This window comes from Paenibacillus phytohabitans, assembly GCF_013141775.1.
Taxonomy (GTDB): Bacteria; Bacillota; Bacilli; order Paenibacillales; family Paenibacillaceae; genus Paenibacillus_AQ; species Paenibacillus_AQ phytohabitans.
The window spans coordinates 1-16,214 of record NZ_WHOB01000023.1 but is presented as its reverse complement, the minus strand read 5'-3'; the positions used below and the strand labels follow the sequence as shown (position 1 = coordinate 16,214).

Below are 16,214 nucleotides of genomic sequence, written 5' to 3'. Positions count from 1 at the left end.
CGAAAATGAAAGTGTTAGTTACAGGTTCGGGAGGACAGCTGGGGCAAGATCTTATGCTCTTGCTTCAAGGTCAGGATTATGAGGTTCTGGGCTGTGACCGTCAGGAGATGGATATTACTGATCTGGACCAGTGCCAGGAGGTTATCGGTGCTTTTGCTCCTGATGCTGTCATTCATTGTGCGGCCCATACAGCGGTTGATGCGGCAGAGACCGATGTTGACGCAGCGTATCTGATTAATGCTACCGGAAGCCGAAATGTCGCTCTTGCCGCAGAGAAGGCTGGAGCTAAGCTGGTCTATATCAGCACGGATTATGTGTTCGATGGTATGAGTGTAGAGCCTTATCATGAATATGATAATACAGATCCTAAGAGTATCTACGGTAAGTCTAAACGGGCTGGAGAGATCCTGGTCCAGTCTTTATCGTCTAAATTCTTTATCGTACGTACCTCTTGGGTTTATGGCAAATACGGCAATAACTTTGTGAAAACCATGCTGAAGCTGGGGCAGGAAAAGCCGTTGCTGCAGGTTGTAGATGACCAGAAGGGCTCGCCTACCTATACGGTGGACCTGGCAAGATTCTTGCTTGAGCTTATCCAGACTGAAAAGTATGGAGTGTACCATGCCTCGAACACAGAGTCTTGTACATGGTATGAATTCACCCAGGCCATCTTTGCGGAAGCAGAAGATATTCTGGGGCTGAAGTTCACAGCGAAGCTTGAGCCGTGTGCTACCGAACAGTTCCCGCGTCCTGCGCCGCGTCCGCGCAACTCGGTGATGGAGCATCTGGCCATCCGTACCAACGGGTTCCAGGATATCCGTCCTTGGCGGGAAGGTCTAAGAGACTTTTTGATGGAGCTGAAGTAATCACTGGCACGGGATTTGCAGAAAGAACTAACTAACTATATAAGACGCACTAAAAAAAGAACAAAAAGCGAAAGAAGCGGAGGGGAAATTTGGAACTGTAGGAGCGGTAGCGACCGCCTTTGTCATCGGATTCTACCGCGAATAGCGGTTCAAATCAAGAAATCTGGGGACATCAGCGGCCGGAAGTCCAAATGTTCACCGCAGTGACGACGAAGCTTCAAGTTCAAATCAAAAGTGCCTCTTATATAGCCACAAATGAAACTCCTTATCGCATATGCGGTAAGGAGTTTTTTGCTGTCTTAGACAATATAGCAATAGGGGGGAACCACAATAACTATGTAACTAACATTACCTTCTATTGTGCTTAACATAGCCTGTCAACCTTCTTTTCGCTATAATAGATATAGATTTGATTAAAGAACCAGAAATTCGAGGTCACCTATGAACCCTAAAACAGTCAGTGTACATATCGTTACCTATAACAGCGCGGATGACATCATTGAATGCTTATCGGCTGTGTTGGCTCAGGATTATCCAGTCAAAAAAATTGTCATAGTGGACAACGCTTCAACAGATGGCTCGGCGGATAAAGTCAGAGCGTTCTATCACCAGCTGCATTCTAACTCAGCTAAAGTAGTCTCAGCAGACTCTCAGGCGCCCAACTCTGCAGGTAGCATTACCCGAATGCCATCTCTTGTCCTTCTTGAAAATGAACATAACACCGGCTTTGCCTCCGCGCACAATCAGGCTATTGCCGGTACAAATACAGATTATGTGCTGGTGTTAAACCCTGATCTTACGCTTGCCCCGGATTATATATCCAGACTAGTCGCTCGTTTTGAAGCTAATCCCCTAATCGGCAGTGCCACAGGCAAGCTACTGCTTAGGGCGGACCACTCACTTGTGGACAGTACAGGACTGCGGATGAATAAAGCCCGGCGGGCGTTTGACCGTGGAGCGGGAGAGTCCGCTGATCTGTGGAACGAGTCCGGTGTTGTATTCGGCGTATCCGGTGCGGCGGCGATGTACTCCCGGCGGATGATTGAGGATATCAGCGTTGAAGGTGAGTTTTTTGATGCGGACTTTTTTGCCTATAAGGAGGATGTGGATGTGGCATGGCGCGCCGGGTTGTTCGGTTGGCAGGCCTACTATGATGCGGAAGCGATAGGTTACCACGAACGGGGCTGGAAGACATCCGGGCGGAGCGGCAAGGCGATGTTCATCAAGCGGATCTCATATATCAACCGTTATAAAATGATCTACAAGAACGAGTCCTCCGGCAGGATGCTGCTTACCCTACTATATTCTCTGCCTTACGAGATCGCCGCACATGGCTACTCGCTATTGAAGGAACCAAAGTTAATGGGAGCTTGGTCATCTTTCTTCTCGCAGTGGACAGCTCTGAAACGCAAGCGCCGTTATATTCAGGAGAAGGCTAAGCGTCAGGGATTATGAAGCGAAACGAGAGAGAACTCAACCGATTGTGAAAAAGATTCTTCTATTCCCCGGATTTCCGTCAGCTATTTAGATTGAACTTAAAAATAAATGGACAGGGAAAAGTGGCGGAGGAGAATTTTGGAACTGTAGGAGCGATAGCGTCCGCCTTTGTCTGCGGATTTCCACCGCGAACTGCGGTAAAAATCAAGAAATCTGCAGACAACAGCGGCCGGAGGGCCAAACATTCTTTGGAGTCACGGCAATCCTATAATAGAAAAAATACTTATCCTCACACTTGTAAAAACCTCCCTGAACAGGCTGCGCCTATCAAGGGAGGTTTTGTGTTATAATAATTGTCGATAGATTACTATATTTGTCAGGAGAGTATAGCAGTGAATGTAGATGTTAGTATAATCATTCTAAATTACAACACATGCCGCCTGACGATGGACTGTCTGAGGTCGGTATATGACTCCGAGACCCGCTACTCCTATGAAATTATTTTAATAGATAATAACTCCCACGATCACTCGGTAGAGACGATAAGCAAGGAATTCCCGGATGTGCTGCTGATTGCCAATTCGGAGAATGTAGGGTTTGCCAAGGGTAATAATCAGGGGATGGAAGCGGCCTCCGGGCGCTATGTGCTGCTGCTTAACTCCGATACAGTGGTCCGTAAGGATACGCTGGAGACTATGGTTGCTTTTATGGACAGCCGTCCGGATCTGGGTGCGTCTGGCTGCAAGGTGATACTGCCGGATGGTTCGCTGGATAAGGCCTGCAAAAGAGGATTCCCGACACCATCCGCTTCCTTCTATTATGCTTTTGGCTTCAGTAAGCTGTTTCCGGACCGTCCAAGGTTCAACGGCTATCAGCTGGGTTATCTGGACCCGGATGACTCTTACCCGGTAGATTGTCTGGTTGGAGCGTTCATGCTGCTGCGGCGGGAGACCATCGAGCAGGTGGGCGGCCTGGATGAGACGTTCTTTATGTATGGAGAGGATCTGGATTGGTGTTACCGGATCAAAGCAGCCGGTTGGGGGATTTATTACTATCCGCAGACATCGATCGTGCATCTCAAAGGTGGCAGTGCGCGCCGCAGACCGTTCAAGATCGTGTACGAATTTCACCGGGCGATGATTTTATTCCATAAGAAGCATTATAGCAGGCGGTACAACAGTATGATAAACGGAGCGGTGTATGCGGGAGTCGGCGTCAAGTTCACGCTTTCGCTGCTGCGCAATGCGCTGATTGCTCCACGCAAGGTTCCAACACCAGCACAGAGTCTGACAGTCCCCGGGGAAGCCGGTTTACGCAATGAATCGAATGCTGAGGTGAGATTATGATCCGCCGTAATCAAAAGTTTCTAACACAGTTATATATGGTTGCCGATTTCCTGGTCATTCAAGTGGCCTTTCTGGCTGCCTGGTGGCTGAAGTTCAAAAGCGGTTTGCTGGAATCCTACAGGACCCTTCCTGTAGAGTCTTATGCTTACTGGAGTATTATTTACGGAGCCATCGCTATTCTGATCGGAATTGTGCTTCAATTGTATTTGCCGAAGCGCAAGAAACGGTTCATTGACGAATTCGTTAAAATCTTTCAGGTTCACGCCATGGGTATTTTCATTCTGCTCGGCCTGATGTTTTTCCTGAAGGAAATTGACGTTTCCCGTCAATATCTCGCAATATATATGGGCTTCAATATTCTTTCCATTATGCTGTACCGTTATGTGCTGAAGAAGATGCTGAAATCGCTGCGTGAAAAAGGCTTTAACCGCCAGTTTGTGCTGATTCTCGGTGCAGGTACGCTGGGTAAAAGATTCTACAACAATCTTGAGCAGTATCCTGAGCTGGGATATGAGGCTATCGGGTTCCTGGATGACTTCCACGAATGGGATGGTATTGAGGAACAACGGTATAAGCCGATTCTCGGCACCGTGGATCAGCTGGAAGGCATGCTGGAGATGCTGCCTGTCGATGAGGTCATTCTGGCACTTCCGCTGGATGCCCATTCGAAATATCCGACCATTATCGCTACCTGCGAGAAGGCGGGTGTACGGACACTGATTATCCCTGACTTCTTCGACTACCTGCCGGCCCGTCCTTACTTCGATAACTTCGCCGGGATGCCGATGATTAACGTACGCGACATTCCGCTGGATATGGCCGGGAACAAAATGGCGAAGCGGGCGTTTGATCTGGTATTTTCCCTGTTCGCCATTATTATGCTGTCTCCTGTAATGCTGATTGTAGCGCTGGGTGTGCGCCTAACCTCGCCTGGACCTATTATTTTCAAGCAGGAGCGTGTAGGACTTAACCGCCGTAACTTCATGATGTACAAGTTCCGTTCGATGAAGATGCAGACAGACGGTGAAGTGGATACGGGCTGGAGTACGCGTGAAGATCCGCGCCGCACACGTTTTGGGACATTTATCCGCCGGACCAGTCTGGATGAGCTGCCGCAATTTTTCAATGTGCTGTTTGGCCAGATGAGTGTGGTCGGTCCTCGTCCGGAGCGCCCGTACTTTGTAGAGCAGTTCCGCGGTGAGATTCCGAAGTATATGGTGAAGCACCATGTGCGTCCGGGGATTACCGGCTGGGCTCAGAGTAACGGTCTGCGCGGGGACACGTCGATTGAGGACCGGATCAAACATGACATTTTCTATATCGAGAACTGGTCACTATTGTTCGACATCCGGATCATCGCCAAAACCATTCGCAACGGCTTCAAGAACGCTTATTAATGGACCGGTCTCATACTATATTATTCCATAGAAACGGTTGCCGACCCTCCCCGGAGGAAGACACAGCCGTTTCTTCTTGTTTTCAGGCCAACTACTCTAACACTTGCAAAGGAACCTGCCATCATGGATAAGAAAAAGATTATCGCCTCCGTCATTATGATCGGAGCTATTGCACTCCTGCTTGTACTCACACTTGGGGAAAAAGAGAAACAGCCCGCTACCGGCTTTGCAGCCCATAGAATTGTAGCTCACGCTATGGGAGGGATTCATAACTATACGTATACGAATACACTGGATGCTTTTATCGCTAACTATGAGCAGGGAACCCGGGTTTTTGAGGCGGATCTGCTGCTGACTAGTGATGATAAGCTGGTGGCCCGGCATGAATGGACTGCCAATATGAGCAAACTGCTGGGCCAGCAGAATGTTCTTCCCGCGGCGAAGCAAGGGGCTGTGCTGAACTATGAGGATGTCATGAGCAGCCCGGTTCTAGAACTCTACTCCCCGCTGGATATTGATAAGATCATGGACTTGATGGTGATCTATCCGGATGCCTACATTGTAACGGACACGAAAGAGCTCGAACCGGAGCGGGTAACGAAACAATTTCAGCTTATTGTGGAAGCGGCCGAGAAGAAGGACCCTGCCCTGCTGCAGCGGATTGTTCCGCAGATTTACAGCCGGGATATGCTGGATGTGGTGAACCGGGTGTACGCTTTTCCTGAAGTGATCTTTACGCTGTATCAGACGCAAGACAGTGATGAGGTGGTCATTGATTTCGCCAGTCAAACCGGAGTGGACATCACAATGCCGACGGTAAGAGCTACCAAAAGCTTCGTAAGGAAGCTGAAGAATGCCGGGGCAAGAATCTATGTGCATACGGTGAATGACGAGAAAGAAATTTCGGAGCTGTCCCGGATGGGAGTCGACGGATTCTATACCGATTTTGTCTCTGAGGACGACTTAAGCCGGATCAAGGGTGTCCGCTAGTAGTTGAACGTGCCGGCTTCTGTACATCAAAAGCTTATACTCTAAAAATACGAAAAAATGTTCGCATTTTTGTTCGCTTTAAATTGACACCCGCCTTCGTACTGACTTAGACTAGAGATACGGCTTTTGCGTGTGCAGGAGTATATTTGTTGTTTTGAACTACTGGGAAATAGAGTATTCACTTAGATGAACATTGAGGATGGACGATAATGAATGGAATGCGGCAAATGATCAAGCCGTGGCGGCATGTGTTTAAGCTGGACCCGGACCGTGAGCTTGGTGACGAGGAACTCGCTGCTGTCTGTCTCTCGGGAACCGATGCGATACTGGTAGGCGGCTCCACTGGCGTGACTTATGAGAATACGGTGAGTCTTCTCTCGAGAATCCGGCAGTATGATGTGCCTTGTGCGCTGGAGGTGTCGGATCTGGAAGCCGCTGTGCCCGGATTTGATCTGTATATGATTCCCATGGTGCTCAACACTGCCGATACTTCATGGATTCTTGGTCATCACCGCCGGGCAATTGAACGTTTCGGCAGTCTGATTCCATGGGAATTGCTGCTGACTGAGGGCTATATTGTGCTCAATGGCGATTCATCCGTAGCGCGGCTTACAGGAGCAGACCACTCGCTTAGCGCAGACGGGGCAGCGGCTTATGCACAGATTGCGGACAAGCTGATGAATCTGCCGGTGGTTTATCTGGAGTACAGCGGAAGGTTCGGAGATATGGAGACTGTGCGTGAGGTCAGGGCAATGGTCGAGCACAGCCAGCTTTTTTATGGAGGCGGTATTACAGGTGAGGAAGAAGCCATGCAGGCAGCTGCTCTATGTGATACAGTAGTGGTCGGCAATATTATTTACTATGATGTGGAGCAGGCGCTGCTGACCGTTCAGGCAGTGAGAAATACGCCGCAGCTGGACCGGGAGAACTTATAAATTTCAAGCTTATATTCAGAAAGGAGCATGTCACACATGCAACTTGTTAACATACAAGACGCCGTAAGCCGGCTGAACCCCCCGCAGCGTCAGGCTGTAGAAGCTACCGAAGGGCCTTTATTGATCATGGCCGGAGCGGGCAGCGGTAAGACCCGCGTGCTTACCCACCGGATCGCCTGGCTGATTGCGAACCGCAAGGCACCGCCTTGGGCGATTCTGGCGATTACTTTTACGAACAAGGCCGCCCGGGAGATGCAGGATCGTGTCTCCAAGCTGGTAGGGACGGAGGGCCGGGATATTTGGGTATCCACCTTCCACTCGATGTGTGTGCGGATCCTGCGGAAGGATATTGAGCGAATCGGCTTCACTTCGAACTTCTCCATTCTGGATTCGACAGACCAGTTATCCGTTATCCGCAATTGTATGAAGGATCTGGACATTGATACCAAGAAATTCGAGCCGAAGGCCATTCAGGCTGTGATCAGTACGAACAAGAATGAGCTGATTACACCGGCGCAGTATGAGCAGAAGATCGGCGATTATTTCGAAGGCCTTGTGGCCAAAGTGTACACCAAATACCAGCAACGGCTGAGAAGCAATAACTCGCTGGATTTTGATGACCTCATCATGAAGACGATCCAATTGTTCAAGGAAGTTCCTGAGGTATTGGATTTCTACCAGAAGAAGTTCAAATATATTCATGTCGATGAGTATCAGGATACGAACCGGGCGCAGTATATGCTCTGCAAGATGCTGGCCGAGGGTCATCACCGGATCTGCGTAGTCGGGGACAGTGACCAGTCGATCTACCGCTGGCGCGGGGCGGATATTTCGAACATCCTTAATTTCGAAGAAGACTACCCGGAAGCCAAAACCATTCTGCTGGAGCAGAATTACCGTTCAACCTCCAATATTCTGAACGCAGCCAATGGTGTTATCGCACTCAATACCGGACGCAAGCCGAAGAAGCTGTGGACCGATTCGGACGAAGGCGCGAAGATCAAGGTGTTCCGCGGTGACTCCGAGCATGATGAAGGATACTTCGTCACCGGAGAGATCAGCAAGAATGTGAAGCAGGGCCAGGCGTACCAGAACCATGCGATTCTGTACCGTACGAACGCCCAGTCCCGTGTAATAGAAGAAATTCTGATCAAGTCGGATATTCCTTACCAGATTGTCGGCGGGATCAAGTTCTATGACCGCAAAGAAATCAAGGATCTGCTGGCGTATCTGCGCCTGCTCTCCAATCCTGATGATGATATCAGCCTGACGCGGATTATCAATGTTCCCAAGCGTGGCCTCGGGGATACGACTGTCGGTAAATTGGCGGCAGCAGCGGCTTCCCAGGGAGTATCAATCTTCCGGGCGCTGCAGACGGTGGATGACCTGGGTTTTGCCGGCCGGACGCGTAATACGCTGGTGGAGTTCTATGATATGATCGAAGCCCTGCACCGCATGGTGGAATTCCTCTCGGTGACCGAGCTGACAGAGAAGATTCTTGAACTGTCCCAGTACCGACTGGAGCTGCAGAATGAGAATACTCTTGAATCCCGTTCCCGTCTGGAAAATATCGATGAATTCCTGTCCGTAACGATGGAATTCGAGAAGAACAACGAGGATAAGTCGCTGGTCTCCTTCCTGACGGATCTGGCGCTGATCGCCGACATTGACAGCGTGAATGACGAAGAAGAGCGCAGCGATGCCGTCGTGCTGATGACGATGCACAGCGCGAAGGGCCTGGAGTTCCCGACTGTATTCATCATCGGAATGGAGGAGGGCGTGTTCCCGCACAGCCGTGCCTTCCAGGACAATGACGAACTGGAAGAAGAACGCCGGCTGGCGTATGTGGGCATTACCCGTGCGGAGAAGCAGCTGTTCCTCAGCTGTGCACGGATGCGCACGCTGTTCGGGCGGACGACCGCGAATGCGCCGTCCCGCTTCCTGGAGGAGATTCCGGAGGAGCTGAAGGAAGACACCGTGAAGGAATCGGACCGCTTCCGGCGCGGAGGCGCGGAGGTTGGCGGTGCTTATGGCGGCCGCGGCTTCGGCGGAGGCGGAGGCAGCCGCGGGAACTTCGGCAGCCGCACCGCTGCTGCCGGGAATGCGCCGGCAGGCGGCGGGGCCGCCAGCTTCGGCAGCGGCAGCTCGGCGAGCGCGGTGCCGGGCGCGGGCCGTGTCGTAGTGACGACCGGAGGCGCGCAGAGCGCTCCGGGAGCAGGGGCCGCAGCATCCGCGGGCTTCAAGGCGGGCGACAAGGTCTCCCACGGCAAATGGGGCATAGGCACCGTTGTGGCCGTGAAGGGCAGCGGCAACGATACGGAGCTGCAGATTGCCTTCCCGGCGCCGGTGGGCGTGAAGCGGCTGCTGGCCGGCTTTGCACCGATCACCAAAGTTGAATAAAGCAAGCTGCGATTAACGATTGTGTTTTTGGATCACGCTAACCGTAGGAAACCTATTTGACGGAGGGATGTGCCGGATGGATATTATGTTCACGATGGAAGAGCTCGTAGCCGAGCTGAATCAATATAACTATCATTACTATACAATGGATGCGCCGCAGATCAGCGACAAGGAATATGATGCGCTCTATGACAAGCTGGTGGCGCTGGAAGCGGAGAGCGGAATTGTACTGCCGCACTCTCCAACCCAGCGGGTGGGCGGGGAGCTGCTGAAGGGCTTCACGCCACACCGCCATCTGGCGCCATTGTGGAGTCTCGACAAGGCGCAGAACATTGAACAGCTGCGGACCTGGAACGCCCGTGTGCTGAAACTGGTGAATGACTACAACACCAAGAATCCGGAGAATCCTCTGCCTGACCCGTGTTATGCGGTGGAGCTGAAGTTTGACGGCTTAACACTGAACCTGACCTACCGTGACGGCGTACTTATCCAGGCAGCAACACGGGGCAACGGCGTAACAGGCGAAGGTATCCTTGCTCAGGTGAAGACGATCAAGTCCGTTCCTTTGAACATCCCGTTCAAGGAAGGCCTGATCGAAGTGCAGGGCGAGGGGATCATGAACCTGTCTGTACTGGCTGACTATAATACACGTGCGGCGGAGCCGCTGAAGAATGCGCGCAACGGTGCAGCCGGTGCGCTGCGCAACCTGAATCCGAAGATGACTGCAGACCGCAGACTGAATGCATTCTTTTATAATGTGGGGTACTCGGAAGGCGTACAGTTTGCCGATCACCAGGAGATGATGGATTTCCTGCGCAGCAACCGGTTCAAGGTCAACCCGTATCTCAACTACTTCAGTAATTTCGATGACGTTACCGAGCAGCTGGCTGAGATCGAAGAGAGCCGTTCCGGCCTCGACTATTTAATTGACGGGGCAGTCATCAAGGTGACAGATTTCCGGATTCGTGAAGCGCTGGGCTATACGGATAAGTTTCCCCGCTGGGCGGTTGCCTATAAATTCGAGGCGGAAGAAACCACGACGATCCTGGAATCGGTCAGCTGGAACGTAGGCCGTACCGGCAAAGTGACGCCGCTGGCACGGGTAGAGGCTGTGGAACTGGCCGGTGTTACTGTGCAGAATTGCACGCTTAACAACGTGGGCGACATTGAACGGAAGAATCTTAAGTTTGCACTGGGCACACGGGTGTTCATCCGCCGTTCCAATGATGTAATCCCGGAGATTCTGGGCAAGGTGACAGAAGAGAGTGACGGCGGGGAGATTATTTTCCCTGAGAATTGTCCGGCCTGCGGCTTCCCGCTGGAGATGCGCGGTGCACATCTGTTCTGTAATAACAAGCTGGACTGCAAGCCGCAGATTGTCAGCCGGATTACGCATTTTGCCTCTAGAGATGCCATGGATATTGAGACATTCAGTGAGAAGACGGCTGCTCAGCTGCATGAAGAGCTTAGTGTACGTGAGCCGGCGGATCTCTATGAATTGACCTTCGAGCAGCTGGTGAAGCTGGACCGTTTCGGGGAGAAGAAGGCGGATAATCTGCTACAAGCACTGGAAGAGAGCAAAGGGCGGGATCTCGCCTCCTTCTTATATGCCCTCGGTATCCCGAATACCGGAAAAGCAACCACCCGAATGCTGGCTGACCACTACCGCAGTCTGGACGCTGTAATGTCCGCTACGGCGGAGGAGCTGGCTGGTCTGCCGGATATTGGCGGGATTGTAGCTGAGAGCATCGTGAATTATTTTGCCGACCCCTTCGTGGTGGTAAGCATTAACCGCATGCTGGCGCTGGGTGTCGAGGCTAAGGCGCCTGAAGCTCCGCGTGTAGTCAGTACCAACACCTACTTTAGCGGCAAAACAGTCGTCCTGACCGGTTCCCTGCAGAAAATGACCCGCGAGGAAGCGGCTGAGCGTCTGGAGGCTCTCGGAGCCAAAGTTTCCGGAAGTGTCTCCAAGAAGACCGATCTGGTCATTGCCGGCGAGAAGGCAGGCAGCAAGCTGGCCAAAGCGCAGCAACTCGGCATTCAGGTTATTGAAGATGAAGACGAACTGATCCGGCTTCTGGAAAGCTAAGCATACACAAAGTCCCGGGGTCCTCGCGTTTAGCGAAAGACACCGGGACTTTTTTTTATCTCAAATATAGACTATGCCTGAATTACTTCGCTGCGTTCAGCCCCATTGACTGCAGAAGCTTATCAAATATAAGAGTGTTCTCATAGACGCCAGTGAATAGCTGGGCATTCTTGCCCATAGCCGTAACCGGAATATCAACAGCGGTATGTCCCGAAGTCGTCCAGTCGACTACAAAGTTTAGCTTAGAGTTGGCAATGGCAAAAGGACCATCTTCCTGGGAGATGCTGTCTCCGCTCTCATCCTCTGCATCCACCGCTTCAATCGAGAATCCGCCAGTTTCATGGTCAGCTAGTACAAGTACCAGAGTGTCAGGGTTTTTCTTCGCATAGTCTTTGGCCACCTGAACCGATTTGTCAAGCTCCTGGCCGGATTTAATCGTCATTTTGGCGTTGTTTTTGTGGGCGAACTCGTCCGTGCCCTCTTCTTCAACCATCAGGAAGAATCCTTTGGAGTTAGCGTCCAGCGTATCAATCGCTTTCTTCGTCATCTCAGCCAGAGACACTACCGGTTTATAGATATCGCCTTTGCCTTCTTCATTCTGCTGGAACATTTCCTCATTGGCGAAAAGCCCCAGCAGCTTGCTGCCCTTAGCCTTCTGCAGATCGGTCTTAGTGGAAACATAGCTGTAGCCCAGCTGTTTCGCTTTATCTACCAAGTTGCCCTGGGTTCCCTTGCTCTTCTCGGATGGGTCTTCAGCAGGCTCGTCCGGGAATTTGCCGGGCTGCCCTGCCGGATACCAGAAATCCTCCCCTCCGCCGAGGAGTACATCTACCTTGCTCTTGGTCAGCAGCTGCAGTGCGATATCGCTCTGCTTGGAACGGTCTTCGACATGTGCGCCAAAAGCAGCTCCCGTAGCATCAGTAACCTGGCTCGTCGTCACCACTCCGGTGGACTTACCCGCTTTTTTGGCATATTCCATAAGAGTCGCAACCGATTTCTTGTCGGCATCCATGCCGATGGCCCCGTTATAAGTCTTCACACCGCTTGCGTAGGCAGTTGCGGATGCCGCAGAGTCCGTTACCGGAACCGTGGAGCTTGTATGAATGAGGCCGACGTATGGCATTGAGTCCATAGCAAGGTTGCCTTTTTCACCTACAGTGGCTAACCGGATGGCATTACGCTGAGCAGTCCCCATGCCGTCACCGACGAATAGAATTACATTTTTGGTTTTGGAGGTTGCCGCGTCGGCTTGATTGCTTGAAGATCCTGTGGTGACTACACCTGAGACGAGCAGCGCAGCGGCTGCAGATGCGGCAAAAGCTGTCTTCACTCCATACTTTTTAGCTGATTTCATATTTACCCTCCTATAATCTATGGTTTACACCCTTATACTAGAGAGCATTCATTAAGAGAGTGTTACTCGAATATACATATAATGTAAAGATGAGGCTGTTTCGATAAAATAAAAATCTCCCGCCCCTGATCCAGGGAAGCGAGAGATTAAGAGTAGCCTTAAGTTACAGCTTATAGAGAGTAGAATGGAATAGAGTAGAGTGGAAGAGTTAGACCCGCTTGGCGTTAGGCAGCCAGGCATCGATGTCATACCCGCGCTGTTCCCAATAGCCGACATGATCACCTGCGATCAATTCGATGCGGTTCAGCCATTTAACTGACTTGTAGGCATACATTTGCGGAGTAACCAGGCGTACAGGTCCGCCGAGCTGATTAGGGATAGGTTTGCCGTCATGCATTACAGCCACCATGATATCCTCCATCCGCGCTTGAGCCAGCGTTAGAGAGTCCGTATAGACACCGTCTCCCGAGTAGAGCTTGACCGTGACAGCATCATCCTGCACACCGGCCATATCCAGCAGCTTATAGAGTGGAAGACCCTCCCATGTGTTTTTATAGACCGACCAGCCGGTTACACAGTGAAAATCACTGACCTGCACCTCGCGCTGCAGCTTGACGAATTCTTCCCAGCTCCAGGTAAACTTCTTGTCCACCAGACCGTCGATTGTAAAAGACCAGTTGGAGTTATCGAAGGCGGGAATGTCAGTGACGGTGTATACACGGAAGCTGCCTTCGGCTCCCCCGCCGATGGGAGGGGCTGATTCCGCCAGCGGAACCGGATCGGGAATCAGGGCATTGGCATTGGAGGCCGCATAATCGGCTGTACCCGGAAGCTGCAGGGATTTGCCGATCCAGCGTACAAAGGTTGGGCCGAGCGTTACGGCGAGACCTGCTCCTACAGCTACTTTGATGAAACCTCGGCGTGTGTACATAGGTTGAGCTTCTGACGAAGCTGCGGGTCGTGGCCGTACAGTAGGTTCAGTATTACTCTCTACAGGTAACGTCTCCGCTATGATAGAGCGCTTCTTAGGCTCCTTCAGCCATTTAACCCGGGTAACGGAATGGTAGATGATCACCGGGAGTCCTACCCAGGTCAGCAGATCATGAACGAACAGCGCACTATTAGCCGCTCTGGGCCCGGCAAGTCTGAATTGCCACAGGACAACTCCGGAGACCAGCCAGCCGATCAGAAGAGTGAGCACGAAGATGACATTAGCCTTTTGACCCGTTTTGCCCTTCAATCGCTTCCAATGCTTCGCAGCCAGCAGCAGATAATAGACGACAGGGATCAGCAGCGCTAGTCCAAACACAATATGGCCCCATTTCAGCCACACTCTGCCTTCGCCCAGCATCTCCCTCCAGAAACCGCCCACCAGCATCAGGCCGCTGAGCGCCAGAAACAGGACCAGCCAAGCATTCCACATATGAATAGATACAAGTTTTTTGCCGTAGCCTTTGCGGATTTTTGTAAGTATGTTCTTCATGTGCCTACCTCCTTAGGAGCCTTCAGCCTGACGATAATTAATTCAAGTTTAAACTAATTGTACCGCAAAAAAAGTCCCTTGAATAATTCTCTGCGATTCACCGCGTTTTTTACAAGTTCCCGCCAGGGAAGGATGGACTATTCTCATACAGAGATAGCGGGTCCAGTTGTTTACTCAGCCGCCCATTCCTCAAGCTTCCTGTCACCGGGCAGCAACAGCGCAAGCAGACCAAGCAGGGGGAGAAATCCGCATGCCACGAACACCGTCGCAATTCCGATCGTATCAATTAAATGTCCGATTACGACAGATCCTATACCGCCAAGACCGAAGGCAAGTCCGGTAATCAGACCTGAGACCGTACCGATATTGCCGGGGTACAGCATCTGCGCGTAGATCACAGTTACGGAGAAACTGGATAATAGGATGAACCCGGAGATGATCAGCAGCACTGCCGCCCAGAACTGATTCACAAAAGGCAGAGCAAGTGCAAACGGCACTGTCCCGATCATCGAGACGAGGATGAGATTACGGCGGCCGAAACGGTCGGCGAGCGGCCCTCCGAAGAACGTCCCGACTGCACCAGCCGCGAGGTACATGAAAATATAGATCTGGGCATCATCAAGTGTCATTCCGTATTTGTCCATTAAGTAGAAGGCATAATAGCCGCCGATGGAGGCGCCGTACCAGGAGCGTACAAACACAATGAAGACCAGAATGACCGTTGTAATCAGAATACGTTTGCTGCGGGCGGGGTCAATGGAGCGGGACACCGATTTTTTGCGAAAAGTATACCCGGCATCAAGCATTTCCCGGTACCAGCGGGCCACATAAGTCTGGACGGCGATCCCGGCAGCAGCGATTACGGTGAACCCGAGGGCCCCCATCTGCCCGAAGGGGATGAATACCCATTTCATCAGAAGCGGACCCAAGGACTGACCGGCGTTGCCGCCCACCTGAAAAATAGATTGCGACAGCCCCTTCCGTTGACCGGCGGCCATATGGGCTACACGCATGCCTTCCGGATGAAAGGCGGCTGAACCAAAGCCCACGAGCATCACGGATACGATAACAAGTACGTAGTTCCCGGCAAAAGCGAGTAAGAAGACGCCGGCAAAAGTGCAGCACATCCCCAGAGGAAGCAGAATTGGGCGGGGTTTGCGGTCAGCGGCAAAGCCGATAATGGGCTGAATCACCGAGGAGGTGAGGTTAAGCGCGAACGCAATCCAGCCAATCTGGGCATAAGAGAGCAGCATGTTATCCTTCAGTACAGGAAACATTGCCGGAATAAGCGCCTGGATGGAATCATTGAACAGATGAACAAAACTGACTGCGAGTAAAATCCGGTAAATGGTTGCCTGCTGCAAATTGCTGGATTCCTCAATAGCGGTGGCAGGAGCAGCGGGTATAGACTTGTTGGACATTAGGACTCCTTTCAGAGACGGGAATTAGAAAGAGCATCTATAAGATGAAGATAAATCCTATTGTAGCCATAAGCGATGTATTATGGGAATCAATTTGTGCGGTATAGAGCGTAATTATGCGTTCCTGGTTTTATTTATAAAAAAGGCTTGCAAACATCTGGGCGGCATGATATATTATCTCTTGTGCTTATGAGACATCGACGCTGAAACAAGCGGCGAAGAAAAAATAAGTTGACATGAAACATAGAAACATGATATGATCTAATTCCTGTGCAAGATACATAACGTTGAAACGCCGGGAGCAAGTTCTTTGAAAACTGAACAAATGGAACGCGTTAATTTTTACAAGATTCATTTAATGAATCGTCAGTTTCAAAATGAGCAATCGCTCTTTCTAAAACCAATTTGGAGAGTTTGATCCTGGCTCAGGACGAACGCTGGCGGCATGCCTAATACATGCAAGTCGAGCGGAGTTATGAAGGAGCTTGCTCCGGAT

11 protein-coding genes and 1 rRNA gene are annotated in these 16,214 nt (G+C 51.3%); 9 read left to right on the top strand and 3 right to left on the bottom strand.

The genetic code is table 11. The features are described from left to right. The first annotated feature begins 5 nt into the window (after positions 1–5). The 8 genes from rfbD to ligA all read left to right on the top strand — a co-directional run bounded on the left by rfbD (position 6) and on the right by ligA (position 11,460). A complete protein-coding gene (gene rfbD, locus GC101_RS09725; protein WP_171717185.1) occupies positions 6–866 on the top strand; it encodes a dTDP-4-dehydrorhamnose reductase in 861 nt (286 codons plus the stop codon). A 441-nt stretch (positions 867–1,307) separates the two neighbouring features. After that, complete coding sequence (locus GC101_RS09720) at positions 1,308–2,321, top strand: glycosyltransferase family 2 protein (protein WP_171717080.1); 1,014 nt, start codon at positions 1,308–1,310, stop codon at positions 2,319–2,321. Between the two features lie 428 nt (positions 2,322–2,749). Then, positions 2,750–3,649 carry a glycosyltransferase family 2 protein gene (locus GC101_RS09715; RefSeq protein ID WP_047014025.1) on the top strand — a complete coding sequence of 300 codons (900 nt, stop codon included), beginning with the start codon at positions 2,750–2,752 and terminating at the stop codon, positions 3,647–3,649. Further along, positions 3,646–5,046, top strand: a complete 1,401-nt coding sequence (locus tag GC101_RS09710) for an undecaprenyl-phosphate glucose phosphotransferase (protein WP_171717079.1) — start codon at positions 3,646–3,648, stop codon at positions 5,044–5,046. Before GC101_RS09715 ends, GC101_RS09710 begins: the two co-directional genes overlap by 4 nt. Before the next feature lie 123 nt (positions 5,047–5,169). Continuing rightward, positions 5,170–6,036 (top strand): phosphatidylinositol-specific phospholipase C/glycerophosphodiester phosphodiesterase family protein, encoded by an 867-nt coding sequence (locus GC101_RS09705; RefSeq protein WP_171717078.1) that lies wholly within the window; start codon positions 5,170–5,172, stop codon positions 6,034–6,036. A gap of 218 nt (positions 6,037–6,254) precedes the next feature. Beyond that, entirely contained in the window at positions 6,255–6,971 is a 717-nt protein-coding gene (pcrB, locus tag GC101_RS09700; RefSeq protein ID WP_171717184.1) for a heptaprenylglyceryl phosphate synthase, read from the top strand. Between the two features lie 36 nt (positions 6,972–7,007). Further along, entirely contained in the window at positions 7,008–9,371 is a 2,364-nt protein-coding gene (pcrA, locus tag GC101_RS09695; RefSeq protein WP_042140155.1) for a DNA helicase PcrA, read from the top strand. 76 nt (positions 9,372–9,447) lie between these two features. Continuing rightward, entirely contained in the window at positions 9,448–11,460 is a 2,013-nt protein-coding gene (ligA, locus tag GC101_RS09690) for an NAD-dependent DNA ligase LigA (RefSeq protein ID WP_171717077.1), read from the top strand. 82 nt (positions 11,461–11,542) lie between these two features. On the opposite strand, the gene GC101_RS09685 is transcribed toward ligA, so the two are convergent. The 3 genes from GC101_RS09685 to GC101_RS09675 form a co-directional block, all read right to left on the bottom strand. Further along, positions 11,543–12,814 carry an alkaline phosphatase gene (locus GC101_RS09685; RefSeq protein ID WP_171717076.1) on the bottom strand — a complete coding sequence of 424 codons (1,272 nt, stop codon included), beginning with the start codon at positions 12,812–12,814 and terminating at the stop codon, positions 11,543–11,545. Positions 12,815–13,022: 208 nt separating this feature from the next. Beyond that, on the bottom strand, positions 13,023–14,297 hold the full coding sequence (locus tag GC101_RS09680; protein ID WP_171717075.1) for a molybdopterin-dependent oxidoreductase: 1,275 nt from the start codon (positions 14,295–14,297) through the stop codon (positions 13,023–13,025). A 170-nt stretch (positions 14,298–14,467) separates the two neighbouring features. Next, entirely contained in the window at positions 14,468–15,718 is a 1,251-nt protein-coding gene (locus GC101_RS09675) for an MFS transporter (RefSeq protein ID WP_171717074.1), read from the bottom strand. 402 nt (positions 15,719–16,120) lie between these two features. Between GC101_RS09675 and GC101_RS09670 the strand changes: the two genes are divergently transcribed. Continuing rightward, positions 16,121–16,214: ribosomal RNA gene (locus tag GC101_RS09670) — 16S ribosomal RNA — on the top strand; the annotation flags it as partial.